The sequence below is a fragment of the Methylobacterium sp. Leaf125 genome (assembly GCF_001423085.1).
GTDB lineage: Bacteria > Pseudomonadota > Alphaproteobacteria > Rhizobiales > Beijerinckiaceae > Methylobacterium.
Map to the genome: position 1 here is coordinate 184,568 of NZ_LMNU01000001.1, position 24,831 is coordinate 209,398.

Below are 24,831 nucleotides of genomic sequence, written 5' to 3' on the forward strand. Positions count from 1 at the left end.
ACATGCGGCAGGCCATCCTGGGAGTCACCCTCACGCTCCTCGCCGGCCCAGCCAGCGCGATCGAGGTCTCGCGCAGCCGCGACATCCCGGCCCCGGCCGCCGCCGTGTGGGCGCTCATCGGCGGCTTCTGCTCCATCGCCCTGTGGCACCCGCAGGTGGTCGCCTGCGAAGCATCCGGAACCCGGGACGACGCCGACCGGGAGGACAACGAGCCCGTCCGCCGCCTCGTCGTCGCCGGAGGCCTCGGCACCCTCGTCGAAGCCGAGACCCGGCGCGATGAGGCCGGGATGAGCTACAGCTACGCCTTCATCGAGGGGCCCCTACCGGTGGCGGCCTACAATGCCACCTTGCAGGTCCGGCCGAACGGCGCCGGCGCGACGGTGGTGTGGAGCGCCACCTTCGACCCGGCCGGCATGAGCGAGGCCGAGGCCCGGGTCGACATCGAGGGCGTCTACGACCAAGGCCTCGACGGCATCGCCCGGGAGCTCGGCGCTCCGGCGACCCGCCCGCGATAGGTCCCCGCGACCCCCGATCCGGGATCAGCCCGCGGCGAGGCGAAGACCGGCCTTGTCCCGGCGCCGCACCTGGACCTGGTTGCGCCCGTTCGCCTTGGCCGCGTAGAGCGCCTGGTCCACCGCCTCGACGAAGGCGGCGGCGTCGGCCGCCCGGATTTCGGGGATCTGCGCCAGGCCCAGGCTGACGGTGAGCACCCCGAGGGGGCTGCTCGCATGCGGGACCTTCCAGCCCGCCACGGCCTCGCGGATGCGGTGGGCGACGATCTCCGCCCCCGCCGCGTCGGTCTCGGGCAGAATCACGGCGAATTCCTCACCACCGATGCGGCAGGCCGTGTCGGAGGCATTGGCGATGCTGGCCTCGATGGAGCGCGCGATCAGCCGGAGGGCCTCGTCGCCCCGCTGGTGCCCGTAGCGGTCGTTGAAGCCCTTGAAGTAGTCGGCATCGAGGACGATGAGGGAGAGGGGCAGCTGGTTGCGGACCGCACGGCGCCATTCGCGTTCCAGCGCATCGTCGAACCGTCGCCGGTTGGCGAGGCCCGTCAGGGCATCGGTGGTGGCCAGCTTCTCGAGCTGGACGTTGAGGTCGAGGGCCGCCTGCTCCGCCGCCCTGCGCTGGTGCAGCTCGCGGCGGAACAGCCAGGTCAGGACGATGGTGGAGGCGCACAGGCTCAGCACCACCCCCCCGAGGACCAGGGCGCGGTGCCACCAATCGGCATAGATCTCCTCCGGCGCCACGGCGATGCTGAGGTGAAGCGGCAGGTCGCCGACCTTGGTGAACACGAAGTCGCGGCTGCCCTCGCCGACCATCGCAGGGCCGGTGAAGCGGCCCTCCGGTGCATCGAAGAACTTCCGGTAGCTGTCCGTGGCCGAGACGCTCCGCCCGATGACGCCCTCGTCGTAGGGCTCGCGCATGACGATCGTGCCGCCCGGACCGTAGAGGGTGACGGTGCCGGCATGATCGGCACCGACGGCGGCGAACAGCTGGCGGAAGTAGTCGAGATAGATCGAACCGAGCACGACCCCCGCGAAGCTGCCATCCGGGTCCGACAGGCGCCGGCTGATGATCAGCACCCGCTTGCCCGTGAGGCGCGAAACCAGGGGCTGGCTGATGTGCAGCTCGTTGCCCGGGTGAGTGATGTGGTACTGGAAATATTCGCGGTCGGCGTAGTTCAGCGGCTCGGGGGCGAGGGATTTCGAGCTGATGATTAGCTTCCCGACTCGGTCGAACACCAGGGTGTGGCCGAAGTTCTCGGCCGTGGCGGCGCGATCGAACAGGATCATCTGCCGGAGCTCGGGATCCGCCTGGGCCAGATCGGGAAGCTTCAGGCCATCGACGACGGCCCGCAGGGAGAGATCATAGAGCTCGATGTTCCGGGCGATATCGCGCCCCAGAACCTGCACGAGGCTCCGCGACGTCACCTCCGAGCGCCGGGCCGAATCAAGGCGCATCTGCCAGAGCATGAAGGCCGAGACGGCGCAGAGACCGATAATCGAAAGCAAGTTGATGGCACTCAGCCACCGGGCCGAATGCGTCCATCGAAATCGCTGCAGCAGGACGGGTCGCTTGGGCATCGTCAGCACCCTGACATCCATCGTTGATCTGCGGTCAGCGCGGCGTGAGCAAGGAGAACGACCGCCGCCAGAGTCCTTTCATCACCGAGAGCCAGTTAATTCTTTCTCCGTTTCCTGCGTATGCGTACGCTGATGGACCATTGCGGATTGGCGGGCGGGCGGATCAAGGACCGTTCGGCCGCGTTGCCCCGGCGACGCGGACCGAACCGGACGGCGCACAGGACGGAAGGACCCTTCATGGCATCCCGGCATCGTCACATCCTGCTCCTTGCCTTCGGGCTGGCCGGCCCGGCCTTCGGGCTGGCAACCCCGGCCGCGGCCCAGGCACCGGCCGTCGCCCCGCCTGCGAGCAGGCAGGCGCACGACGAGGCGGTCTGCGCCGCGCAGGCCGACAAGAACGCGTTCACGGGCGCGCATCGTGAGACCTACCTGCGGGAATGCGTGGCGGGCGAGAAGCTCGATCGACCGAAGACGGATCCGGCGAAGCCGTGACGATCCGCGCCGCCGCGGATCCCGTTCAGAGAACGGCCTTCAGCTTGTCCGCCATGGACTGTTCCTTGTCGCGCCGCGACGAGAACGCCATGGTGAAGAAGACCCGCTGAACACCGATCTCGCTCAATCTGGCCTCGCAGGCCTCGATGAGGGCGCAGATGTCGCTGAGTTCGCCCTCGATATTGGTCCCGTTGGCATGCATCTCGGCATTGAGGGGACTGGCGTCGATGACCGCCTTGATCTCTTTCACGTAGGGCGAGACCGAGGGGCCGACGCCCATCGGAACGATGCACAGATCCGCCACGACCTTCATGATGTGTCTCCCGGTGCCTGCTGACGCTGTCAGAGGTCGCACGCGCTCCGGTCTGTCAACCATGTCCGGACGCCGACCGCTCTCACCGCGGGGCCGCTGGTGGATCAGGGCGGGGGGAACGGAATCCGCATCTTCGCCGTATCTGCTGACCGACGGGGACCCCTCCGCGCCTCACGGGGCGCGTCTGTCGAGAGGTCCGGAGGACAGGAGACGATCGAGCCTTGACCGACAGGTTTCGCGCCCTCGCCGCGGCGATCGCCGCTCTGCTGCTGTCGACGGCCTGGGAAGCGCCGGCCCAGGCCGCGACCGAGGCACCGGCCGTCGAGGTGGAGGCGGTGCGCCCGGGACCGCCACCGCCGCTCCCCGATCTGGCCGATCCCAACGGGCGTGCCGGCGAGCCCTTGAACCAGCCCGGCCCGAACTCCGGTATTCCGCGGGCGCTTCGCGGCTCTGCCGACCGAGCCGGTGGCCCGGCCAACGACCTGACCGAGGTCGACCGGCCGGATGAGCCGCCGCTTCCCAAGGCCGATCTCGCGCAGGTGCTGGAGGGCAAGGCCCTGTTCCACGGCAATTATTGCGGTGCCGGCCAACGGGGCGAGGGCTTGCCGCCGACCGACGATCTCGATGCCGCCTGCCTGCGCCACGACGCCTGCTTCGATGCGGCCGGGCATCGGTCCTGCGCCTGCAACGTCCGCCTCGAACGGGAAGCGGCCGCTGTCTCCGAGCGGCCGGGCCTCTCGCGGCAGGTTCGCGAGCGTGCCCTCAGCGTGGCCCAGGCCGCCGAGGTGATGGACTGCCAAGCCCCCTGACCGCCCTCTCGACGATGGCGCGGCTCGGCGACGTGATGCCCCCAACGAAAACGGCCGCCGCTCGTGACACGACGACCGTCTTCGTTCTCGGAAAGGCGCTGCGGCTCAGATGTGGATCGCGCGCTTGCCGACCGCGAGGGCGGCTTCCTTGACCGCCTCGGTAAGGGTCGGGTGGGCGTGGCAGGTGCGGGCGACGTCCTCGGCCGAGGCGCCGAACTCCATCGCCACCGCGACTTCCGCGATCAGGTTGCCGGCATCGGCCCCGACGATGTGGACGCCGAGGACACGATCGGTGGTGGCGTCGGCCAGGATCTTCACGAAGCCGTCCGTGGTGTGGTTCACCTTGGCACGGCCATTGGCGGTGAACGGGAACTTGCCGCTGTTGTAGGCAATGCCGTCCTTCTTGAGTTCCTCCTCCGACTTTCCGACGGAAGCGACCTCAGGGTAGGTGTAGACCACGTTCGGGATGACGCCGTAGTTCACGTGACCCGACTGGCCGGCCAGCAGCTCGGCCACGGCGACACCCTCGTCCTCGGCCTTGTGGGCCAGCATCGGCCCGGCGATGACGTCGCCGATGGCGTAGATGCCCGTGACGTTGGTGGCGTAGTGGCTGTCCGTCTGGATGCGGCCCTTGTTGTCGAGGCCGACCCCCACCGTCTCCAGCCCGAGGCCTTCGGTATAGGGCACCCGGCCGATGGCCACGAGCACGACGTCGGCCTGCAGCTTCTCGGCCTCCCCGCCGGCGGCGGGCTCCACCGTGACGGTGGCGGCGCCGTCCTTGACCTCGACGCCCGTGACCTTCGACGAGAGCTTGAACTGCATGCCCTGCTTGCCGAGGATGCGCTGGAACTGCTTGCCGACTTCGCCGTCCATGCCCGGCAGGATCCGGTCGAGATACTCGACCACGGTGACCTCGGAGCCGAGGCGGCGCCAGACCGAGCCGAGTTCGAGGCCGATGACGCCGGCGCCGATGATGAGGAGCCTGCCCGGGACCTTCTCCAGGGTGAGCGCACCGGTGGAGGAGACGACGACGGTCTCGTCGATGGTGACGCCCGGGAGCTTGGTGACGTCCGAGCCCGTGGCGATGACGACGTTCTTCGTCTCCAGGAGCTGGTTGCCGCCATCCTCGGACAGCACCTCGACGCGGCCGGCACCGGCGAGGCGCGCGGTGCCGCGATAGGCGTCGATGCCGTTCTTCTTGAGGAGGAACTCGACGCCCTTGGTGTTGCCGTCGACGCCGTCCTGCTTGAACGTCATCATCTTCGCGAGGTCGAGTTCGGGCGCGCTGACCATCACGCCCATATCGGCGAAGTGCTTGCCCGCCTCTTCGAACGCCTCGGAGGCGTGCAGCAGGGCCTTCGACGGGATGCACCCGACGTTGAGGCAGGTGCCGCCGTGGGAGGCCCGCTTCTCCACCACGGCCGTCTTGAGGCCGAGCTGGGCGGCGCGAATGGCGCAGACGTAACCGCCGGGGCCGGTGCCGATGACGACGAGATCGTAGGACATAGGAATCTGACTCGCTGGATTGGGCGGCGGGTCATGCCCCACCATCGAAGTACGAAGCGCACGGAAGCGTCCGGCCGCGCGGGAGCGCGGCCGGCGGACGGCAGCTGCCGGGCCTTAGAGGTCGAGCACGAGGCGTGCCGGATCCTCCAGCGCCTCCTTGACGCGCACGAGGAAGGTCACCGCCTCCTTCCCGTCGACGATGCGGTGATCGTAGGACAGGGCGAGGTACATCATCGGGCGCGCCTCGATCTTGCCGGCGCGCACCACGGGGCGCTCCTCGATGCGGTGCATGCCGAGGATGCCGGATTGCGGCGCGTTGAGGATCGGCGTCGACATCAGCGAGCCGTAGATGCCGCCGTTGGTGATCGTGAAGGTGCCGCCCTGCATCTCGTCGATGGAGAGCTTGCCCTCGCGGGCCTTCTTGCCGAAGCCGGCGATCTTCTTCTCGATGCCGGCGATCGACAGGTCGTCGGCGTCGCGCACCACCGGCACCACGAGGCCCTTATCGGTGCCGACGGCGATGCCGATGTGGTAGTAGTTCTTGTAGACGAGGTCCTGCCCGTCGATCTCGGCGTTCACCGCCGGAACGTCCTTGAGGGCGCCGATCACCGCCTTGGTGAAGAAGCCCATGAAGCCGAGCTTGGTGCCGTGCTTCTTCTCGAAGATGTCCTTGTACTGGCTCCGCATCGCCATCACGGCCGACATGTCGACGTCGTTGAACGTCGTCAGCATCGCGGCACTGTCCTGCGCGTCCTTGAGACGGCGGGCGATGGTCTGGCGCAGCTTGGTCATGCGCACGCGCTCCTCGCGCGCCGCATCGTCGGGCTTCGAGGGTGCGCGCGGGGCGGCGGGCTTGGCCTCCCGCGCGGGGGCCGGTGCCGGGGCGGAGGGAGCCTTCGACGTGGCCTCGAGCATGTCGCCCTTGGTCACGCGGCCATCCTTGCCGCTGCCGTTCAGGGTCGCGGGGTCGATTCCGGACTCACGCGCCATCTTGGCGACCGCGGGGCCGTGATCGCCGCTCTCCCGAGCCGCCGGCGGGGCGCCATCGCCATGGTTGCCGTAGCCGGCCGAGGTGTCCTGGGCCGGCGCTTCCGCGGCCTTGGTCTCGGGCTTGGTCTCGGACTTAGTCTCGGACTTGGTCTCCGTCTCGGGCTTGGTCTCGGCCTTCTTCGGTGCCGCGGCCTTGCCCCCGCCGGCCCCGGCCTCGACGATCGAACCGAGGAGCGCGCCGGGCTCCACCGTCTCGCCGTCCTTGGCCAGGATCTCGCCGAGCTGACCCGCGGCCGGCGCGTTCACCTCGAGGGTGACCTTGTCGGTCTCGAGTTCCACCAAGGGCTCATCGGCCGCCACGGCGTCGCCCGGCTTCTTGAACCAGCGGCCGATGGTGGCCTCGCTCACGGATTCGCCCAGGGTCGGGACGACGATATCGGTTGCCATGGTTCAGTGTCCGTCCGGAGGGGTTGGGACGCCGCTCTGCGGCGCCCTCGGATCGAGAAACGTGGGGGCGAGTAACGTGGAGGCGAGTAACGTGAAGAGAGGGCCGGCGGTCAGACCGCCAGCGCCTCGTTGAGGAAGGCCTGGAGCTGGGCCTGGTGCTTGGAGAGCATGCCCACCGCCGTGGAGGCGGAGGCCGGGCGACCGACGTAGCGCGCACGCTTCACCGGCGACTGGGCCTGGCCGAGCACCCATTCGAGGTAGGGCTCGACGAAGGCCCAGGAGCCCATGTTCTTCGGCTCCTCCTGGCACCACACCACCTCGGCGTTGCGGAAGCGCGCCATCTCGTTGGCCAGGGCCTTCAGGGGGAACGGGTAGAGCTGCTCGACGCGCATCAGGTAGACGTCGTTGACGCCACGCTTCTCGCGCTCCTCGTAGAGGTCGTAATAGACCTTGCCCGAGCACAGCACGACGCGCCGGACCTTGTCGTCCTTCACGAGCTTGATGCCGTCCTCGTCGCGCTCGGCATCGTCCCAGAGCACGCGGTGGAAGCTCGAGCCCTCCGCCATGGCCTCGATCGGCGAGACCGCCTTCTTGTGGCGCAGAAGCGACTTCGGCGTCATCAGGATGAGCGGCTTGCGGAACTCGCGGTGCAGCTGGCGCCGCAGGATGTGGAAGTAGTTCGAGGGCGTGGTGCAGTTGGCGACCTGCATGTTGTCCTCGGCGCACATCTGCAGGAAGCGCTCCAGGCGGGCGGAGGAGTGCTCCGGGCCCTGGCCCTCGTAGCCGTGCGGCAGCAGCAGGGTCAGGCCCGACATGCGCAGCCACTTGCGCTCGCCCGACGAGATGAACTGGTCGATGACCACCTGGGCGCCGTTGGCGAAGTCGCCGAACTGCGCCTCCCACAGCACCAGGGCGTTGGGCTCGGCCGCGGAGTAGCCGTACTCGAAGCCGAGCACCGCCTCCTCGGAGAGCATCGAGTTGATGACCTCCAGGCTGGCCTGGCCCTCGCGGATCGAGTTCAGCGAGGTGTAGCGCTGCTCGTTCTCCTGGTCGATCACCACCGCGTGGCGCTGCGAGAAGGTGCCGCGCTCCACGTCCTGGCCCGAGAGGCGGACGCGATTCCCCTCGATGAGGAGCGAGCCGAAGGCCAGCGCCTCGGCGGTGGCCCAATCGATGCCCTGGCCCGAGTCCACCGCCTTGGCGCGGTTGTCGAAGAAGCGCTGGATCGTCCGGTGCAGGTGGAAGCCGGGGGGCGGCGTGGTGATGCGCTGGGCGATCTCCCGCAGGGTCTCCACCGGCACGCCGGTCTTGCCGCGGCGCGGATCGTCCACGTCCTCGCGGACGGCCTTGAAGCCGGCCCAGCGGCCGTCGAGCCAATCGGCCTTGTTGGCCTTGTAGTTCGTCGCGACCTCCAGCTCGGCGTCGAGCATGGCGCGGAACTCGGCCTTGCGCGCGTCGAGCTGCTCCTGGCTCACCACGCTCTCGGCGACGAGCTTCTTGCCGTAGGTCTCCAGCGCCGTCGGGTGCTTGCGGATGCGCTGGTACATCTTCGGCTGGGTGAAGGCCGGCTCGTCGCCCTCGTTGTGACCGAAGCGGCGGTAGCAGAGCATGTCGATGACGACGGGCTTGCCGAACCGCTGGCGGTACTCGATCGCGATCTTGGCCGCGAAGGTCACGGCCTCCGGGTCGTCGCCGTTGCAGTGGAAGATCGGCGCCTCGACCATCTTCGCCACGTCGGACGGATAGGGCGAGGAGCGCGAGAAGCGCGGATCGGTGGTGAAGCCGATCTGGTTGTTGATGATGAAGTGGATCGAGCCGCCGGTGCGGTGTCCCTTCAGGCCGGACAGGCCGAGGCACTCGGCCACCACGCCCTGGCCCGCGAAGGCCGCGTCGCCGTGGATGAGCAGCGGCACCACGCGGGTGCGCTCCACCGTGGGCTTGGCCCGCTGGTCCTGCTTGGCGCGCACCTTGCCGAGCACGACGGGATCGACGATCTCGAGGTGCGACGGGTTCGCGGTGAGCGAGAGGTGGACGTTGTTGCCGTCGAAGGCACGGTCCGACGAGGCACCGAGATGGTACTTCACGTCGCCGGAGCCCTCGACTTCGGCCGGGTTGGCCGAGCCGCCCTTGAACTCGTTGAACACCGCCCGGAAGGGCTTGGCCATCACGTTGGTGAGCACGTTGAGCCGGCCGCGGTGGGCCATGCCCACGACGATCTCCTCGGCACCGAGCGCGCCGCCGCGCTTGATGATCTGCTCGAGGGCCGGGATCATCGCCTCCGAGCCGTCGAGGCCGAAGCGCTTGGTGCCGGTGTACTTGAGGTCGAGGAACTTCTCGAAGCCCTCCGCCTCGATCAGCTTGTTGAGGATCGCGCGCCGGCCCTCGGGGGTGAAGGTGATCTCCTTGCCCTTGCCCTCGATGCGCTCCTGAATCCACGCCTTCTCCTCCGGGTTGGAGATGTGCATGAACTCGACGCCGAGCGTCTGGCAGTAGGTGCGCTCCAGGATCTCGACGATCTCCCGGATGGTCGAGAATTCGAGGCCGAGCACGTTGTCGAGGAAGATCGGGCGGTCCCAGTCCTTCTCCTCGAAGCCGTAATGCTGCGGATGCAGTTCCTCGTGGTCGCCGCGGGGGGCGAGGCCGAGGGGATCGAGCTTGGCGTGCAGGTGGCCGCGCATGCGGTAGGCGCGGATCAGCATGATCGCGCGGACCGAATCCTTCGTCGCCTGCTCCACCGAGATCCCGGGAGCCGAGGCGATGACGGCCCCCTTGGCCGGGGCCGTCGCGGTGTCGGACTTGGCGCGGATCTTGTCGCCCATCGCCTTCTCGACGGTGGCCCAGTTGCCGTCGAGGGCCGAGACGATCTCGCCGTTGGCGTGAATCGGCCAGTTCGGCCGCTCCCACGAGGCGCCGGCGGCGTTCTTCTCCGCCAGGCCCTTGTCCTCGTTCAGGGACCGGAAGAACGTCTGCCACTCGGGGTCGACCGAGTTCGGATCACGGGCGTAAGACGCCTGCAGCTCCTCGATATAGGCGGCGTTGCCGCCGTAGAGGAACGAGGTTTCGAGCGCGTCCTGGCGTGCCATCGTTCGGGTCATCCTGCCGCTGTGCGGGGTCCTCCGCCGGGGAGGCCCCCTGCCCGACCCCATCCGCGCGGATCGCGGCCGGGATCGGATGTCTCGGGAAAGACGCGGGCCCCGATGGGCTCGCGTCGCTCAGTCGTCAGATGGGGTCGCGGACCTGAACCTCGTACAACGCGAGGCCCGCGTCCCGTGCGTGTCAGCCGCGCAGGACCTCGACGAGGGTGCTGCCGAGGCGGGCCGGCGAGGGCGAGACCCGGATGCCGGCCGCTTCCATCGCGGCGATCTTGTCCTCGGCGCCGCCCTTGCCGCCCGAGATGATGGCGCCCGCATGGCCCATGCGGCGACCCGGAGGCGCCGTGCGGCCGGCGATGAAGCCGACCATGGGCTTCTTGCGGCCGCGCTTGGCCTCGTCGGCGAGGAACTGCGCCGCCTCCTCCTCGGCCGAGCCGCCGATCTCGCCGATCATCACGATCGACTCGGTCTTGTCGTCGGCGAGGAACAGCTCGAGCATGGAGATGAACTCCGTGCCCTTCACCGGGTCGCCGCCGATGCCGACCGCGGTGGTCTGGCCCAGGCCCGCATTGGTGGTCTGGAACACGGCCTCGTAGGTCAGCGTGCCGGAGCGGGAGACGATGCCCACCGAGCCCGGCTTGAAGATGTTGGCCGGCATGATGCCGATCTTGCACTGGCCGGCGGTGACGATGCCGGGGCAGTTCGGCCCGACGAGCCGGGACTTCGAGCCCTCCAGGGCGCGCTTGACCCGCACCATGTCGAGGACCGGGATCCCTTCCGTGATGCAGACGATGAGCGGGATCTCCGCCTGGATCGCCTCGCAGATCGCGTCCGCCGCGCCCGGCGGCGGCACGTAGACGACCGATGCCGTCGCGCCCGTGGCCTCGCGGGCCTCCGCCACCGTATCGAAGACCGGCAGGTTGAGGTGCTTGGAGCCGCCCTTCCCCGGGCTGGTGCCGCCGACCATCTTGGTGCCGTAGGCGATGGCCTGCTCGGAGTGGAAGGTCCCGTTCTTGCCGGTGAAGCCCTGGCAGATGACCTTGGTGTTCGCGTCGATCAGGATGGACATGGGTACTCTCAGCCCTTCTTCACGGCGGCGACGATCTTCTGCGCGGCGTCGTCGAGGTCGTCGGCGGGGATCACGTTCAGGCCGGAATTCCGGATGATCTCCTTGCCCTTCTCGACGTTGGTGCCCTCGAGGCGCACCACCAGGGGCACCTGCAGGCCCACCGCCTTCACCGCCGCGATCACGCCGTTGGCGATCACGTCGCACTTCATGATGCCGCCGAAGATGTTGACCAGGATGCCCTTCACCTGCGGGTCGGCGGTGATGATCTTGAAGGCCGCGGTGACCTTCTCCTCGGAGGCACCGCCGCCCACGTCGAGGAAGTTCGCCGGCTCCTCGCCATAGAGCTTGATGATGTCGAGGGTCGCCATGGCGAGGCCGGCGCCGTTGACCATGCAGCCGATGGTGCCGTCGAGGGCGATGTAGGCGAGATCGTATTTCGAGGCCTCGATCTCCTTGGCGTCCTCCTCGGTCTCGTCGCGGAGCGCGACGATGTCGGGGTGGCGGTAGAGGGCGTTCGAGTCGAAGGAGATCTTGGCGTCGAGACACTTGAGATGGCCATCGCCGGTGAGCACCAGCGGGTTGATCTCGAGCATGCTCATGTCCTTGGCGGTGAACGCCTCGTAGAGCCGGGTGGTGAGGTCGCCGGCTTCCTTGGCCTGCGCGCCGCTGAGGCCGAGCGTCTTGGCGACGAGGCGGCCGTGATGGGGCATCACGCCCGTGGCGGGATCGACCGAGAAGGTGACGATCTTCTCGGGCGTGTCGTGCGCCACCGTCTCGATGTCCATGCCGCCCTCGGTGGAGACCACGAACGCGACCTTTCCGGTCTCGCGGTCGACCAGCATCGAGAGGTAGAACTCCGCCTCGATCTGGGCGCCCTCCTCGATGTAGAGGCGGTTGACCTGCTTGCCGGCCTCGCCGGTCTGGATCGTGACCAGGGTCTGGCCCAGCATTTCGCCGGCGAACTGCTTCACCTCGTCGAGGGACTTGGTGACGCGCACGCCGCCCTTGGCGCCGGCGGGAGCGCCCTTGAAGGTGCCCTTGCCGCGGCCGCCCGCGTGGATCTGCGACTTCACCACCCAGACCGGGCCGCCGAGTTCCCGGGCGGCCGCCTCGGCCTCTTCCGGCTTGAAGATCGCCACACCCTTGGAAACCGGCAGGCCGAATTCCTTCAGCACCGCCTTGGCCTGGTACTCGTGAATGTTCATGGATGAGAACCTCAGCGTCATCCCGGGGCCGCGCAGCGGGGCCCGGGATCCAGAAACACAGGTTGCGATCCAGCCTGCCGCATCGGCGGCCCTGGATTCCGGGCGCGCCCGCGGCGCCCCGGAATGACGGTCGACCTAGGCCAGTGCGGGGTTCACGCCCTTGCAGGCCTCGATCAGGGTCTTCACGGCGCCGACCGACTTGTCGAACATCGCCTTCTCGTCGCCGTTGAATTCGACCTCGAGGACGCGCTCGACGCCGTTCGCGCCGATCACGATCGGCACGCCGACATACATGTCGGAGACGCCGTACTCGCCGTTGAGGTAGGCGGCGCAGGGGAGCACGCGGCGCTTGTCGCGCAGGTAGCTCTCGGCCATGGCGATGGCCGAGGCGGCGGGGGCGTAGAAGGCCGAGCCGGTCTTGAGCAGGTTGACGATCTCGCCGCCGCCCTTGCGGGTGCGCTCGACCATGGCGTCGAGCTTCTCCTGCGTGGTCCAGCCGAGCTTGACCAGGTCGGGGAGGGGTACGCCGGCGACCGTGGAGTAGCGCACCAGCGGGACCATGTCGTCGCCGTGGCCGCCGAGCACGAAGGCGGTGACGTCCTCCACCGAGACCTTGAACTCGTCGGCGAGGAAGTGGCGGAAGCGGGCCGAATCGAGCACGCCGGCCATGCCGACCACCTTGTGGGTGGGCAGGCCGGAGAACTTCTGCAGGGCCCAGACCATCGCGTCGAGGGGGTTGGTGATGCAGATGACGAAGGCGTCCGGCGCGTGCTGCTTGATGCCGGTGCCGACGGCCTCCATGACCTTCAGGTTGATCCCGATCAGGTCGTCGCGGCTCATGCCGGGCTTGCGCGGCACGCCGGCGGTGACGATCACCACGTCGGCCCCCGCGATCGCCGCATAGTCACTGGCGCCCGTGTAGGTCGCATCGAAGCCGTCGACGGGCGCGGATTCCGCGATGTCGAGACCCTTGCCCTGCGGAACGCCGTCGGCAATGTCGAACAGCACGACGTCGCCGAGTTCCTTCAGGCCGGCGAGGTGCGCGAGGGTTCCACCGATCTGTCCAGCGCCGATGAGCGCGATCTTGCTGCGTGCCATGGGGGAAACGAACCTCCGGTCCTTGCGTGGCGGTCGCGGCGCTGGGAGGCTTGAAAAACCACCGGCGCGTTGCTGCGGCGGTGTGTGGCGGAAAAGGCCCAGGGCTTCAACCGAGGCACGAAGGGCAAAGCAGGGCGAAGGTCAGGACGGGTGCCGGCCGGGCTCCCGGCCGCTCGGAAAAAACCGTTCAGGACCGGAGAGTTAGAGAAACGAGCGCCGAGTTTACCCCGGGATCGAGCCCAAGTGACAGAGAGGAAATTCTGTCACAGAGCCTCAGAGCGTCCCCGTCCGCAACACCTTCTGGATCGCCAGAATCACGGCGCCGAGGCGGGCTTCCACGAGGTCGCGCGGCAGGTCGGCATCGTGCTGAATCGCCAGCGGATGGGTGAAGCGGTAGCTGGCGTCGAAGATATGGGCGATGGCCCGCTCCCGGTCGCGGGCGATGAAGGCACCGGCCCCGATCCCTTCCTCGACGACCCGCTCGACCAGGCTGCGCAGCCGGACCCGGTGACGCCGGGCGATGGGCCGTGCCCCCACGGTGGCGTCGAGATGGACGGCGAAGAGGTTCGGTTCGTGGACCAGGGTCTCGCGCTGGACGCTGGCCAGGGCGGTGAGCAGGCGCTCGATCTTGTCGTCGGCCGGGTCCGGCGCGTCCGCGATGCGGGCGAGCTCCGCCTCGACGTCGCGCAGCCAGCGCCCCGCCACGGCATCGAGGAGCGCGTCCTTCGACGGGAAGTAGCGGTAGACGTTGGCATGCGTCATGCCCGCTTCGGCGGCGACGGCCACCACGGTGACCCGCTTGGGACCGAGGCGCCGCAGGTGCTCCGTGGCGACGGCGAGGAGCCGCGCATCGACGGCCAGGGGAGCCGCGGCCCGTGGTGCCGGACGCGCGACGCGCGGCACCGTGAGGCGGACGGCGCTGTCCGGGGCTTTCCGGTCGTCCGACGGTTCGCTTCCCCCGCTCTCGCCGAGGTCGATCTCATGCCCGAAGGCGAAGGGCGGGCCGGGCGGCTGCATCAAATCGGACACCGGGGCTCGTGGATGGACGGGATGGACCGATCCGGACAGAGCCGCTTCGCGAGAAGTGGATTTCCACCCGGAAAGTCCAACGAGGCCAATATCAATGACAGCACCAGCCTCGCTGTAACGCCCCTTTAACGACTCAGAACCGGTTCTTCCAGGCCCTCAGTGCGGCAAAGACAACCGACGGCTGGGTGCCGGGGGCGAGATCCACCCCTTGGGCGAGGCTCGGCTCGCCGGCGCGCAGGAACGGATTGGTCGCGCGCTCCGCCCCCAGGGTGGTGGGAATCAGGAAGCGGCCCTCCGCCCGGGCCCGCTCGGCCTCGGCGGCCCGGGCGGCGAGGGCGGCATTGCCGGGCTCGGCCGCCCGCGCGAAGCGGGCGTTGGAGAGCACGTAGTCGTGGCCGCTATAGACCTGGGTCTCGTCCGGCAGCGGCAGGAAGCGCTCCAGCGAGCGCCACAGGGTGGCGGGCTCGGCCTCCATCACCCGGCCGCAGCCGAGGGTGAACAGGGTGTCGCCGGCAAAGATCACGCCCGCCGCCTCGAACCAGTAGGTGACATGGTCGGCGCAGTGCCCCGGCGTCTCCCAGACCCGCGCCACGAGGTCGCCGACCCGGACGACGTCGCCCTCCGCGACCGTGGCGTCGACGTCCGGTACGCCGTCGCCGGCCTTCAGGGGTGCCGTCACCCGGGCGCCGGTGCGGCGCTTCACCTCCGGGATGCCCTCCACGTGATCACCGTGCCGATGCGTGACGAGGATGTCGGTGAGGGTCCAGCCGGTCTCGTCGAGGGCCGCCAGCACGGGGCCGGCCTCGGGCACGTCGATGGCGGCGCAGGCGCCGGTGGCGGGATCGCGGATCAGGACCCCGATGTTGTCGCTGCGGCACAGGAAGGTGCGGATCTCGGGCTTCGGGGCGCTCATGGGGCTTCCTTCCGGACGGGGACGGGCCGCGCCGACGCGGTGTGCGGCGGACCCTCGGTGCGGCACAGGAAGATGGGTGCGGCAGGAGACAGGTCCAGGGGCGGTTTCCCCGCTCCTATCCGGGGCCTTGGGCCGATCCGGGCTTGTCGGGCCGGGCGTCGCCCCCCATTGATGCGGGTGAGCCTTTCTCGTCGCGCGCCTTCGAGCCGATCCCGACCCGAGCCGCGCGATCGTACCGAAACCCGAGCCATGCGCCTCGACGTCACCGATCTGCGCGCCTTCTATGCGAGCCCCCTCGGGGGGGTGACGCACCGCATCGTGGCGCGCGCGATCCACGGCTTCCTCGGCTCGGTCTCGGGCCTGCGGGTCCTTGGGCTCGGCTACGCCACGCCCTATCTCGGCCCCGTCCACGTCATCGCCGAACGGACACTGGCCTTCATGCCGGCGACGCAGGGCGTGGTGAACTGGCCCGGCAGCGGCCGCTCCTGCTCGGCCCTCGCCGACCCGACCATGATGCCCCTGCCGGAGGCGGCCGTGGACCGGGTGATCCTCGTCCACGCGCTGGAATCCGTCGAGAGCCCGACCGAACTCCTGCAGGACGTCTGGCGCGTGCTGACCCCGGGCGGCCGCATGATCCTGGTGGTGCCGAACCGCCGGGGCGTCTGGGCCCGGCGCGACGCGACCCCCTTCGGCCATGGCCAGCCCTACAGCCGCTCGCAGCTCGCCCGGCTGATGCGCACCACCCAGTTCTCTCCCGAGGGCTGGGCCGAGACCCTCTACATGCCCCCGGTGGAGAACCGGCTGCTGCTGCGCACGGCGAGCGCCTGGGAGCGGATGGGCACGAGCCTGTCGCTGCCCTTCGCCGGGCTGCACGTGGTCGACGCCACCAAGCAGCTCTACCGTCCCGTCGCCGTGCGCCGGGTGCGCAAGGTGGCCCGCCTCGCACCGGCCCGCGTGCTGGTGCCCGCCCCCTCGCCGGGCTGAGCGGATGCTGAGCCTCATCGCCCCCGAAGCGGCCCTGCAGAGCTTCGTGCTCGCCTTCTCCTCGCTGTTCTCCATCGTGAACCCGGTCGGCTCGTCGCTGATCTTCGCGCAGGTGACGGCCCTGAACTCCCATGCCGAGCGCCTGGAGCTCGCCAAGCGCATCGGCTTCTACGCCGCCCTGATCATGCTCTCGACGCTCTGGGCCGGCGCGCCGATCCTCAACTTCTTCGGCGTCTCCCTGGCGGCTCTGCGCATCGCCGGGGGCCTCGTGGTGGCGGCCTCGGCCTGGACGCTGCTGACGGCGCCCGAGGCGCGAGAGGCGCGCAAGCAGGCGGAGGCGACCCGGGAGCCGGCGGGAAACGCGGCCGGGAACGCGGCCGGAAACCCGGCCGGGAGCTCGGTCGGGAACTTGGCCGAGATCGCGTTCTTTCCCCTGACGCTGCCCTTCACCACCGGACCCGGCACCATCGCGGTGGCGATCGCGCTGGGCTCCAACCGTCCGGCCCCGGGCCCCGACCGGATCGGCTTCTACGTCGGCATGTCCCTGGCGGCGCTCGCCATCGCCGTGCTCGTGCGCTTCACCTACGGCTCGGCCGACCGGGTGGTGACCTGGATCGGTCCCGTGGGCGCGCGGGTGCTGGGGCGCCTCTTCGCCTTCCTGCTCCTCTGCGTCGGCACCCAGATCACCGTGAACGGCGTCACGGACGTGCTGGGGCCCCTGCTGGCGCAGGCGGGGCGCTGATCCTTGTCCGGTCCGTCCGGAGGCTGTACCGCAACGCGCACGCGGCAGTGGGCAACAATCTCTGGAGGCTGAGGACGATGCGGCTCGTGGTGGTCGGCGCCGACGGGCGCATGGGACGGATGCTGATCCGCGCGGTGGCGGAGACCGAGGGCTGCACCCTGTCGGGCGCCATCGAGCGCGCCGGCTCCCCCGCGCTGGGGCAGGATGCCGGCACGCTCGCGGGCCTCGCGCCCCTCGGCGTCGCCGTGACGGACGATCCGCTGCCGATCTTCGCGGCGGCCGAGGGCGTCCTCGACTTCACGGCGCCGGCCGCCACCACCTTCTTCGCCGAGCTTGCCGCCCAGGCCCGCATCGTCCACGTGGTCGGCACCACGGGCCTGCAGGAGGCCGATCTCGCCAAGCTCTCGGCGGCCGCCCACCATGCCCGCATCGTGCGCTCGGGCAACATGTCCCTCGGGGTGAACCTCGTCGCCGGCCTGGTGCGCCGGATGGCGGCGGCCCTCGGGGAGGATTTCGATATCGAGATCGTCGAGATGCACCACCGCATGAAGGTCGACGCCCCGTCCGGCACCGCCCTCCTCCTCGGCGAGGCGGCGGCGGCGGGGCGTGGGGTCTCGCTCGCCGACACCCGGGTCTCCGCCCGCGACGGGCATACCGGCGCCCGCCGGCCCGGCGACATCGGCTTCGCCACCCTGCGCGGCGGTACGGTGGTGGGCGACCACAGCGTGGTCTTCGCCGGCCCGGGCGAGCGGATCACCGTCAGCCACCATGCCGAGGACCGGGCGGTCTTCGCCCGCGGCGCGGTGCGGGCCGCACTCTGGGCCTTCGCCAAGCCCCCCGGCCTCTACGGGATGGACGACGTTCTCGGGCTGTAGAGACATCCGAACTTGAGGAAGTTCATGGGTTGTCAGGCGTCGCCAGGCATTCATACGGAGCCCGCACCGGGCCGGCACGTTTCGTCATCTGCCGTTCAGACTTACGCGCGCATGAGCCGCCCGATGCGCGCTCGCTGCGCTGCACCATCGTCCTGTGCCCGCGCCTCTGCCGAGGCCGTGCCGTCTCAAAGACCAAGAGGATCATCCCCCGATGGATCGCCTTCTCGTCCTCGCTCGTCATGGCCAGAGCGAATGGAACCTCAAGAAGCTGTTCACGGGCTGGCGTGATCCCGAGCTGACGGATCTCGGCGTCGAGGAAGCCCGCAATGCCGGGCGCTGGCTCAAGGAGCAGGGCTACGGCTTCGACGTGGCCTTCACCTCCAACTTGAAGCGCGCCCAGCGCACCTGCGCGCTGATCCTGGAGGAGATGGGCCTGGAGGGGGTCGAGACGATCCGCAACGAGGCGCTGAACGAGCGCGATTACGGCGATCTCTCCGGCCTCAACAAGGACGACGCCCGCGAGCGCTGGGGCGACGCCCAGGTGCACCAGTGGCGCCGGTCCTACGACGTGCCGCCGCCCGGCGGCGAGAGCCTGAAGGACACCGCCGCGCGCGTGCTGCCCTACTACATCCAGTTCATCCTGCCCCGCGTCATGGCGGGCGAGCGCGTGCTGGTGGCGGCCCACGGCAACTCCCTGCGCGCCCTGGTGATGGTGCTCGACGGCATGACCACGAAGACCATCGCCAGCCTCGAGATCGCCACCGGCATCCCGCTCGTCTATCAGCTCAAGGCCGACACCACGGTGGAGAGCAAGACGGTGCTGGAGCACGACATCGACCATAAGGTCTGACCACGGCACCGATGGAGTCCCCTGATCCGGCCGGGATCGTCCTCGTTCCCGGCCTGCTCCATCTGCCGGGCTACCTCGACGCGGCGGCGCAGGCACGCCTCGCCGCCGAACTCGCGACAGCCCTGAGGGCCGCCCCGCCCTACACGCCGCGGATGCCCCGCACCGACCAGCCCTTCTCGGTGCGGATGTCGAATTGCGGGCCCCTCGGCTGGGTCTCCGACCGGGCGGGCTACCGCTACCAGGCACGCCATCCCGTGACCGATACCCCCTGGCCGGACATCCCACCCACGGCGCGGGCCGCCTGGGACGCCCTGTCGGGGTATGGCGCTCCGCCCGAGGCCTGCCTCGTCAACCTGTACGAGGCCGACGCCCGCATGGGCCTGCACCAGGACCGGGACGAGGATGCCCTCGACGCGCCCGTCCTCTCGCTCTCGCTGGGCGCCACCGCCCTGTTCCGCTACGGCGGCCTCCGGCGCTCGGACCCGACCCGCTCGGTGCGCCTCCGGGCCGGTGACGCGCTCGTGATCGGCGGGCCCGCACGGCTGATCCATCATGGAATCGACCGCCTCGTCCCGGAGGCACCGGACCTGCTCCAGGGCACCGCCCCCGGACCGGTGCCGGATTTCCTCATGCCGGGCGGGCGCTGCAACCTGACCCTGCGACGCGTGACGCGGCCCTCGGACGCTTGACAGCGGCGGGGTGTTGAGCCGACCCATCGCGACAGCCTCAGCGCCGGACCGCTCCCGCCACGGGACGGACGGCGGACCTTGCCCAGCGGACCTTGCCCGGCGGACCTTGCCCGGTCCGAGACCGGGGCCTTGCGGAGATTCGATACGATGCGTCTGCGTAACCTCGTTCGTCCCGTTTCCCTCCTGGTCCTCGTCCTGGGGCTGGCAGGACCCACCCTGGCGGCCGACCCCGTCTTCCCGCCGAGTTCGCGCTTCGGCTTCGACCCGCCCTCCGACATGGTCTCGTCCAAGCGCTTCTCCGGCCTCGAGCGGCTGGAAGGCGGTGCCACGGTCTCGGTGGTCGAGCTGCCGGCCAACGCCTTCGCCGACCTGGAGACGAACTTCACCGATGCGAACCTGAAGGCCCAGGGCTTCATCGTCACCAGCCGACAGGCCATCAAGGTCGCGGGCGACGTCGACGCGGTGCTGTTCACCGGCGAGCAGCCGGCGGTGGAATCGGCCGGGACCCCGGCGATCAAGAAGTGGATGCTCCTCGTCGGCGACCCGAGCGTGACCGGCATCATCATCGCGCAGGCGACGCCGGATGCCGAGACCGAGGAGACCATGAAGCGGCTGCTGACCGGGATCCACATCCGGCCGGCGCTGACCCTGGAGCAGCAGGTCGCCGCCCTGCCCTTCCGCATCGGCAACGACGCCGGCTTCCGTCCGGTGCGGGTGCTCGCCGGCAATTCGGTGCTGCTGACGCAGGGCACGAAGGACGAGATGCTCGGCCTGGAGCAGCCGATCCTGGTTCTGGCCCAGGCGGTGCAGCCGCCGCCGGCCACGGAACAGCGCGACGCCTTCGCGCGGGCGGCGCTCTACTCGAACCAGACGATGAAGGACTTCGTGATCGAGCGGGCCCAGAGCTACCGCCAGAACGGCGTCGACTGGCACGAGATCGTGGCGCGCGCCGTGGACACGGCCTCCGGCACGCCGGTGGTGATCTCGCAGACGATCCGCTTCGCGCCGGACGGCTACCTGCGCGCCGTCGGCGTCGTGAAGGCCGAGAAGCGCGAGGGCGTGCTGGCGAAGTTCCGCGAGGTCGTGGACAGCGTGCAGCTGCGGTAGGGGCACGCCTCCCCGCCCTCCACGGGGCGGGGGTGGTCGCCCGGGCGACGGGTCGCGTTCTGACCGCTCGGCCGGTTGCCCCACAGGCAGGGGGTGCAGGATGTCAGACCGTCGGCGGCTCTGGATTCCGGGCTCGCCTGCGGCGCCCCGGAATGACGCTGCGGTCTCGGCGGCGATCCCCCTCCCCGGGCGGAGAGGGGTGGTGCTGCGCTTAAAGGCGCGTCAGGCGGCGTCGGCTGGATTGGCGGCGGTCGGCTTCGGTCCGCCCTTGGCCACGCCCACCAGGGCGGGGCGCAGGACGCGGTCGCCGATGATGTAGCCGGCCTGCATGACCTGCACGACGGTGCCGGCGGGAACCTCCGGATCCGGGACCTCGAACATGGCCTGGTGGCGGTTGGGGTCGAAGCGCTGGCCCTTCGGCTCGATCAGCTTGACGCCGTGCCGCTCCAGGGTCTTGGCGAGATCGCGCTCGGTGAGCTCGATCCCGTCGATCAGGGCCTTGAAGGCGCCGTCGGCACCGGTCCGGTCCGCTTCGGGAATGCTCTCGAGGGCCCGCCGGATGTTGTCGGCCGAATTCAGGAGATCGCGGGCGAAGTTGGTCACCGCGTAGGCGCGGGCATCGGCCACCTCGCGCTCGGTACGCCGGCGCAGGTTCTCCATCTCGGCCAGGGTGCGCAGCACCCGGTCTTTGAGCTCGTCGCGCTCGGCCACGAGGGTGGCCAGCGCATCGGCCTGCATCGCCTCGCCGGATCCGGCAGACTCGGCCTGCGCGGCCCCTGGGGTCTCCTCGACCGCCTGGGCCGGGTCGCGCCGCTCATCGTGCATGTCGTTCGCCATCATGTGGTTTCGTCGGGGATTGTCGGTGTCGGGGTTGGCGCTGATATCAGGCGGTGACGCCCTGAAATCAAGCGCGCAGCGCCGCCTCGCTTCCCGTACGCCGCGGCTCAGGCCTCGCGCGGGGGCGGCGAGTCGATCAGCGCATCGAGCCCTTCAGCCCGGAGCGCGGCCACGTCGCTGGCGAAGACTTCCATCACGGCCGTCCGAATCGCCACCTGGCGGTCGGGCTGGGTCACCCGGGTGCCGGTGAGGTCGGTGACGTAGAACACGTCCACCGCCCGCTCGCCGAAGGTCGCCACATGGGCCGAGGTGATGTTGAGGCTGAGCCGGCTGAGCGCCGTGGTCAGTTCGTAGAGGAGGCCCGGGCGGTCGAGGCCGGTGATCTCGATCACGGTCTCGCGGCTCGACAGGGCATTGTCGATCGCCATGTCGGGCGGCACCAGGAAGGTCCGCGACCGCTCGCTCGGCGGGTGCTTGTCGGCCACGAGGTCGGCGATGCGGATCTCGCCGCGCAGCGCCTTCTCGATCGCGGCGGTGATGCGGCCGGCCCGGCGCAGCTCGTCCTCGTCCCGCTCGAAGGCGCGCGAGATGAAGATCGAATCGAGGGCGAAACCGTCGGTGGTGGTGAAGATCTGCGCGTCGACGATGTTGCCCCCCGAGGCCGCGCAGGCCCCCGTGACAATGGCGAGCAGGCGCGGATGATCCGGCGAGTAGATCGTCAGCTCGGTGACGCCGCGGACCGGATCGGTCTCCGTGGCGGTGGCCACGGTGCGCCCCTCGGCCGTCAGCGCCTTGACGAAGCCCGCGTGCTTGTACTGGCGGGTGGTGTCGACCTTCAGCCAGTAGGCCTGGTTGTGGCGCGCCGCGTAGGCGTCGAACAGCTCGGCCTGCCAGTCGCTGAGCTGCTCGCGCAGGGCCATCTGGATCAGGCGGACCCGGTCGGTGCGGGCGATCTCCGAATGGCCGCCGGAGAGCACCACCTCGGTCTCGTCGTAGAGGGTGCGGATCAGGGTGCCCTTCCAGGCGGTCCAGACGCCCGGTCCCACGGCCTTGATGTCGGCCACGGTCAGGATGGTGAGGAGCTTCAGGCGCTCCAGGGTCTGCACCACGCCGGCGAACTTCTCGATGGTCTTCGGGTCCGAGAGGTCGCGGCTCTGGGCGGTCATCGACATCAGCAGGTGATGCTCCACCAGCCAGGCCATGAGTTCGGTCTCGGCCGGGGTCAGGCCGAAGCGCGGCCCGAGCTTCTCCGCGATGGCGGCGCCCGCGATGGAATGGTCCTCGGGCCGGCCCTTGGCGATGTCGTGCAGCAGCACGGTGACGTAGAGGGCGCGCCGGTTGCTGATCGTGTTGATCAGGCGGGTGGCGAGGGGGTGCTCCTCCTCGGTGCGCCCGGACTCGATGGCCGAGAGCACCCCGAGGGCGCGCAGCAGGTGCTCGTCCACCGTGAAGTGATGGTACATGTTGAACTGCATCATCGCGACGATGCGGCCGAAATCCGGGATGAAGCGACCGAGCACGCCGGCCTCGTTCATCAGCCGCAAGATCGTCTCGGGCGAGTTCTTCGAGGTCAGGATGTCGAGGAAGAGCCGGTTGGCCTCCTCGTCCGCCCGCAGGGAATGGCCGATCAGGCGCAGGGCGCGGTTGGCCGCCCGGGTGGCGTCGGGGTGGATCGGCAGGTTGTGCCGGTCGGCGAGCCAGAACAGCCGGATCAGGTTCACGGGGTCGCGGCTGAAGGCGTCCGTGTCGCGCAGGTTGATGCGGCCGTGATCGTCGACGAAGTCCTCCGCCTCGATGGCGGTGGCGCGGAAGCGGTCGCGGAAGCGGCCGATCCAGCGGTCGAGCACCGGGGTGCGCTTGGCGTGGCGCGCCTCCAGGGCCGCGCAGACGATGGCGGTGAGGTCCCCGACCTCCTTGGCGATCAGGAAGTAGGCCTTCATGAAGCGCTCGACGCCGGAGAGCCCGCCGCGGGGCTCGTAGCCGAAGCGCTCGGCGATCTTCGGCTGCAGGCCGAAGGACAGGCGCTCCTCGGCCCGGCCCGTGACGAAGTGCATGTGGCAGCGCACCCGCCACAGCAGCTCGTCGCAGCGCTCGAACACCCGGTACTCCTCGGGCGTGAACAGGCCGGCGGCCACGAGCTCGCTCTGGTCGCGGACCCGGTAGGTGTACTTGGCGATCCAGAACAGGGTGTTGAGGTCGCGCAGGCCTCCCTTGCCGTCCTTGACGTTGGGCTCGACGAGGTAGCGCGAGGCGCCCGCCTTCGAGACCCGCGCGTCGCGCTCGCGCAGCTTCGCCTCGACGAATTCCGGTGCGGTCCACATCACCAGCTCGGTGTCGAAGCGGGTGACGAGCTCCTCGAACAGGGCGCGGGTGCCGAACAGGTAGCGCGCCTCGAGGAGCGAGGTCCGGATGGTCATGTCGGCCCGGCCCTCGCGCAGGCACTCCTCCACCGAGCGGGTGGCGTGGCCGACCTTCAGCTTGAGGTCCCAGAGGACGTAGAGCATCGCCTCGACGACGCTCTCGGACCAGGCGGTCTGCTTGTAGGGCAGCAGGAACAGGAGATCGATGTCCGAGCCCGGGGCCATGGTACCCCGGCCGTAGCCGCCGGTGGCCACCACGGCGAGCTGCTCGCCGGTGGAGGGATTGTCGTTCGGATAGAGCCGCCACACCACCGCGTCGTGGATGGTGCGGATCACCGCGTCGGTGAGGCGGCTCAGGCGCTGGGCGCAGGCGATGCCGTCGCGCTCCTCCAGGAGCCGCGCCTCGGCATCGGCGCGCCCGAGCTCGATCACCCGGCGCAGCTCCGGCACCAGGACCGCCCGCAGGCGCGTCGCCTCGCGGGCGTCGCGGTCCAGGTTCTCGAGGATGTCGTGGAGGGCGGCGACGGCGTCGAACATGGCCAACCCCGTTAGCATGTTGGCAGAATGACGCCAGCGGCATCACCGCGCGGGCCCCGCGCAGGGGCGGGATCGCGACGCGTTTTCACCCGCGTCCCGCGCCGTCGCGGCGTTCTGCGTTCCGGCCAGCGATGATCCGGCGGGCCACGGTTGCGCCGCAAGCCGGCGCTAGCGCTGCGTCGTCTCCGATCCGAACCCCGCCGCCCCGCGCACCCCAGCATTCACGAAGGCTCCCGATGCGTTCGATCCTGCCTCCGATGTCCGTCCGCCCCGCCCGGGCCCTCGTCGCTCTGGCCGGCCTTCTCCCGGCCCTGGCCGCGCCGGCTTGGGCCGCTTCCTTCGAGTTCGTGCCGGCGCCCCAGATCGACCTCAACCGGGTCTATCGCGTCGACAAGGTCACGGGCGAGGTGACCTCCTGCCAGTACGGCCTGCGCGAGGGCGCGGTGGGCAGCGTCGGCGTCACCGTCTGCTACGGCGCCGGCGAGGGCGCCAGCGCCCAGGCCCCGTCGGAATACGGCCTGGTCGCCTCCCGCCACACCCGCGAGGCGGGGGTGTTCCGGGTCAATTACCGCACCGGCGAGATGAGCATCTGCTACGTGCAGCTGCAGAAGGAGGCGGTGGTCTGCACCGCGCAGGCGAATCCGGCGAGCCCGGGGGCCGACGAGGCCCCGGCCACCGGCGCGGCGCCGGGCCGGGTGGGTCCGAGCGCCACGCCGCCCCAGGGCGCCCGTCCCTGACCGAGCCCTCTCCCGACCGCAACCCCTGTCCCGACCGCAGACCCTGGCACGCCGCGTTGGACC

At 69.9% G+C, this 24,831-nt stretch carries 22 protein-coding genes; 10 read left to right on the plus strand and 12 right to left on the minus strand.

Annotation, left to right across the window (positions count from 1 at the left end):
- Nucleotides 1-2 precede the first annotated feature (2 nt).
- Nucleotides 3-515 carry an SRPBCC family protein gene (locus tag ASF58_RS00795; RefSeq protein WP_055946183.1) on the plus strand — a complete coding sequence of 171 codons (513 nt, stop codon included), beginning with the start codon at nucleotides 3-5 and terminating at the stop codon, nucleotides 513-515.
- A gap of 24 nt (nucleotides 516-539) precedes the next feature.
- Here the strand turns inward: ASF58_RS00795 and ASF58_RS00800 are convergent, their stop codons facing one another.
- Complete coding sequence (locus tag ASF58_RS00800) at nucleotides 540-2,015, minus strand: sensor domain-containing diguanylate cyclase (protein ID WP_162242023.1); 1,476 nt, start codon at nucleotides 2,013-2,015, stop codon at nucleotides 540-542.
- A 309-nt stretch (nucleotides 2,016-2,324) separates the two neighbouring features.
- Between ASF58_RS00800 and ASF58_RS00805 the strand changes: the two genes are divergently transcribed.
- Nucleotides 2,325-2,579 (plus strand): hypothetical protein, encoded by a 255-nt coding sequence (locus ASF58_RS00805; RefSeq protein WP_055946190.1) that lies wholly within the window; start codon nucleotides 2,325-2,327, stop codon nucleotides 2,577-2,579.
- A 25-nt stretch (nucleotides 2,580-2,604) separates the two neighbouring features.
- Here ASF58_RS00805 and ASF58_RS00810 read toward each other — a convergent pair whose 3' ends face one another.
- Nucleotides 2,605-2,892 carry an MTH1187 family thiamine-binding protein gene (locus ASF58_RS00810; RefSeq protein WP_055946193.1) on the minus strand — a complete coding sequence of 96 codons (288 nt, stop codon included), beginning with the start codon at nucleotides 2,890-2,892 and terminating at the stop codon, nucleotides 2,605-2,607.
- Nucleotides 2,893-3,155: 263 nt separating this feature from the next.
- Here ASF58_RS00810 and ASF58_RS00815 point away from each other — a divergent pair, with 263 nt between their 5' ends.
- Nucleotides 3,156-3,701: a hypothetical protein gene (locus ASF58_RS00815; RefSeq protein WP_244477190.1), complete on the plus strand. Its 546-nt coding sequence runs from the start codon at nucleotides 3,156-3,158 to the stop codon at nucleotides 3,699-3,701.
- 105 nt (nucleotides 3,702-3,806) lie between these two features.
- Here the strand turns inward: ASF58_RS00815 and lpdA are convergent, their stop codons facing one another.
- The 8 genes from lpdA to gloB all read right to left on the minus strand — a co-directional run bounded on the left by lpdA (nucleotide 3,807) and on the right by gloB (nucleotide 15,050).
- The gene (lpdA, locus tag ASF58_RS00820; RefSeq protein WP_055946198.1) at nucleotides 3,807-5,207 is read right to left on the minus strand and encodes a dihydrolipoyl dehydrogenase; all 1,401 of its coding nucleotides are present in this window, start codon (nucleotides 5,205-5,207) and stop codon (nucleotides 3,807-3,809) included.
- 114 nt (nucleotides 5,208-5,321) lie between these two features.
- Nucleotides 5,322-6,644, minus strand: coding sequence for a 2-oxoglutarate dehydrogenase complex dihydrolipoyllysine-residue succinyltransferase (gene odhB / locus ASF58_RS00825; RefSeq protein ID WP_055946201.1), 1,323 nt, complete (start codon nucleotides 6,642-6,644; stop codon nucleotides 5,322-5,324).
- Between the two features lie 110 nt (nucleotides 6,645-6,754).
- Complete coding sequence (locus tag ASF58_RS00830; protein WP_055946206.1) at nucleotides 6,755-9,727, minus strand: 2-oxoglutarate dehydrogenase E1 component; 2,973 nt, start codon at nucleotides 9,725-9,727, stop codon at nucleotides 6,755-6,757.
- A 193-nt stretch (nucleotides 9,728-9,920) separates the two neighbouring features.
- Nucleotides 9,921-10,805: a succinate--CoA ligase subunit alpha gene (sucD, locus tag ASF58_RS00835; protein WP_055946209.1), complete on the minus strand. Its 885-nt coding sequence runs from the start codon at nucleotides 10,803-10,805 to the stop codon at nucleotides 9,921-9,923.
- 8 nt (nucleotides 10,806-10,813) lie between these two features.
- The gene (sucC, locus tag ASF58_RS00840; protein ID WP_055946213.1) at nucleotides 10,814-12,010 is read right to left on the minus strand and encodes an ADP-forming succinate--CoA ligase subunit beta; all 1,197 of its coding nucleotides are present in this window, start codon (nucleotides 12,008-12,010) and stop codon (nucleotides 10,814-10,816) included.
- Between the two features lie 135 nt (nucleotides 12,011-12,145).
- On the minus strand, nucleotides 12,146-13,108 hold the full coding sequence (gene mdh, locus ASF58_RS00845; protein WP_055946216.1) for a malate dehydrogenase: 963 nt from the start codon (nucleotides 13,106-13,108) through the stop codon (nucleotides 12,146-12,148).
- Nucleotides 13,109-13,381: 273 nt separating this feature from the next.
- Nucleotides 13,382-14,011 (minus strand): TetR family transcriptional regulator, encoded by a 630-nt coding sequence (locus ASF58_RS00850; protein WP_338011819.1) that lies wholly within the window; start codon nucleotides 14,009-14,011, stop codon nucleotides 13,382-13,384.
- Between the two features lie 259 nt (nucleotides 14,012-14,270).
- A complete protein-coding gene (gloB, locus tag ASF58_RS00855) occupies nucleotides 14,271-15,050 on the minus strand; it encodes a hydroxyacylglutathione hydrolase (protein ID WP_055946218.1) in 780 nt (259 codons plus the stop codon).
- A 249-nt stretch (nucleotides 15,051-15,299) separates the two neighbouring features.
- Here gloB and ASF58_RS00860 point away from each other — a divergent pair, with 249 nt between their 5' ends.
- From ASF58_RS00860 to ASF58_RS00885, 6 genes are all read left to right on the plus strand, one after another.
- Nucleotides 15,300-16,034: a methyltransferase domain-containing protein gene (locus ASF58_RS00860; RefSeq protein WP_055946221.1), complete on the plus strand. Its 735-nt coding sequence runs from the start codon at nucleotides 15,300-15,302 to the stop codon at nucleotides 16,032-16,034.
- A gap of 4 nt (nucleotides 16,035-16,038) precedes the next feature.
- Nucleotides 16,039-16,776, plus strand: coding sequence for a MarC family protein (locus ASF58_RS00865; protein WP_055946224.1), 738 nt, complete (start codon nucleotides 16,039-16,041; stop codon nucleotides 16,774-16,776).
- Between the two features lie 77 nt (nucleotides 16,777-16,853).
- Nucleotides 16,854-17,651, plus strand: a complete 798-nt coding sequence (dapB, locus tag ASF58_RS00870; protein ID WP_055946227.1) for a 4-hydroxy-tetrahydrodipicolinate reductase — start codon at nucleotides 16,854-16,856, stop codon at nucleotides 17,649-17,651.
- 211 nt (nucleotides 17,652-17,862) lie between these two features.
- On the plus strand, nucleotides 17,863-18,501 hold the full coding sequence (locus tag ASF58_RS00875; RefSeq protein ID WP_055946230.1) for a 2,3-bisphosphoglycerate-dependent phosphoglycerate mutase: 639 nt from the start codon (nucleotides 17,863-17,865) through the stop codon (nucleotides 18,499-18,501).
- Between the two features lie 11 nt (nucleotides 18,502-18,512).
- Nucleotides 18,513-19,190: an alpha-ketoglutarate-dependent dioxygenase AlkB gene (locus ASF58_RS00880; protein ID WP_055946233.1), complete on the plus strand. Its 678-nt coding sequence runs from the start codon at nucleotides 18,513-18,515 to the stop codon at nucleotides 19,188-19,190.
- A gap of 147 nt (nucleotides 19,191-19,337) precedes the next feature.
- Complete coding sequence (locus ASF58_RS00885) at nucleotides 19,338-20,297, plus strand: hypothetical protein (protein ID WP_055946236.1); 960 nt, start codon at nucleotides 19,338-19,340, stop codon at nucleotides 20,295-20,297.
- Between the two features lie 222 nt (nucleotides 20,298-20,519).
- On the opposite strand, the gene grpE is transcribed toward ASF58_RS00885, so the two are convergent.
- Both grpE and ASF58_RS00895 read right to left on the minus strand, forming a co-directional pair.
- A complete protein-coding gene (gene grpE, locus ASF58_RS00890) occupies nucleotides 20,520-21,137 on the minus strand; it encodes a nucleotide exchange factor GrpE (RefSeq protein WP_055946239.1) in 618 nt (205 codons plus the stop codon).
- A 104-nt stretch (nucleotides 21,138-21,241) separates the two neighbouring features.
- Nucleotides 21,242-24,031, minus strand: coding sequence for a [protein-PII] uridylyltransferase (locus tag ASF58_RS00895; protein ID WP_055948511.1), 2,790 nt, complete (start codon nucleotides 24,029-24,031; stop codon nucleotides 21,242-21,244).
- A gap of 257 nt (nucleotides 24,032-24,288) precedes the next feature.
- Here ASF58_RS00895 and ASF58_RS00900 point away from each other — a divergent pair, with 257 nt between their 5' ends.
- Nucleotides 24,289-24,768, plus strand: a complete 480-nt coding sequence (locus ASF58_RS00900) for a hypothetical protein (RefSeq protein ID WP_055948513.1) — start codon at nucleotides 24,289-24,291, stop codon at nucleotides 24,766-24,768.
- The last annotated feature ends 63 nt before the right edge of the window (nucleotides 24,769-24,831 follow it).

Coding starts and splice junctions, on each gene's coding strand:
- ASF58_RS00885 (WP_055946236.1), top strand. CDS start 19,338: ATGCGTCTGCGTAACCTCGTTCGTCCCGTTTCCCTCCTGGTCCTCGTC.
- ASF58_RS00860 (WP_055946221.1), top strand. CDS start 15,300: ATGCGCCTCGACGTCACCGATCTGCGCGCCTTCTATGCGAGCCCCCTC.
- ASF58_RS00805 (WP_055946190.1), top strand. CDS start 2,325: ATGGCATCCCGGCATCGTCACATCCTGCTCCTTGCCTTCGGGCTGGCC.
- lpdA (WP_055946198.1), bottom strand. CDS start 5,207: ATGTCCTACGATCTCGTCGTCATCGGCACCGGCCCCGGCGGTTACGTC.
- ASF58_RS00880 (WP_055946233.1), top strand. CDS start 18,513: ATGGAGTCCCCTGATCCGGCCGGGATCGTCCTCGTTCCCGGCCTGCTC.
- ASF58_RS00810 (WP_055946193.1), bottom strand. CDS start 2,892: ATGAAGGTCGTGGCGGATCTGTGCATCGTTCCGATGGGCGTCGGCCCC.
- ASF58_RS00875 (WP_055946230.1), top strand. CDS start 17,863: ATGGATCGCCTTCTCGTCCTCGCTCGTCATGGCCAGAGCGAATGGAAC.
- grpE (WP_055946239.1), bottom strand. CDS start 21,137: ATGATGGCGAACGACATGCACGATGAGCGGCGCGACCCGGCCCAGGCG.
- ASF58_RS00865 (WP_055946224.1), top strand. CDS start 16,039: ATGCTGAGCCTCATCGCCCCCGAAGCGGCCCTGCAGAGCTTCGTGCTC.
- dapB (WP_055946227.1), top strand. CDS start 16,854: ATGCGGCTCGTGGTGGTCGGCGCCGACGGGCGCATGGGACGGATGCTG.
- sucC (WP_055946213.1), bottom strand. CDS start 12,010: ATGAACATTCACGAGTACCAGGCCAAGGCGGTGCTGAAGGAATTCGGC.
- ASF58_RS00830 (WP_055946206.1), bottom strand. CDS start 9,727: ATGGCACGCCAGGACGCGCTCGAAACCTCGTTCCTCTACGGCGGCAAC.
- mdh (WP_055946216.1), bottom strand. CDS start 13,108: ATGGCACGCAGCAAGATCGCGCTCATCGGCGCTGGACAGATCGGTGGA.
- ASF58_RS00900 (WP_055948513.1), top strand. CDS start 24,289: ATGTCCGTCCGCCCCGCCCGGGCCCTCGTCGCTCTGGCCGGCCTTCTC.
- gloB (WP_055946218.1), bottom strand. CDS start 15,050: ATGAGCGCCCCGAAGCCCGAGATCCGCACCTTCCTGTGCCGCAGCGAC.
- ASF58_RS00795 (WP_055946183.1), top strand. CDS start 3: ATGCGGCAGGCCATCCTGGGAGTCACCCTCACGCTCCTCGCCGGCCCA.
- sucD (WP_055946209.1), bottom strand. CDS start 10,805: ATGTCCATCCTGATCGACGCGAACACCAAGGTCATCTGCCAGGGCTTC.
- ASF58_RS00895 (WP_055948511.1), bottom strand. CDS start 24,031: ATGTTCGACGCCGTCGCCGCCCTCCACGACATCCTCGAGAACCTGGAC.
- odhB (WP_055946201.1), bottom strand. CDS start 6,644: ATGGCAACCGATATCGTCGTCCCGACCCTGGGCGAATCCGTGAGCGAG.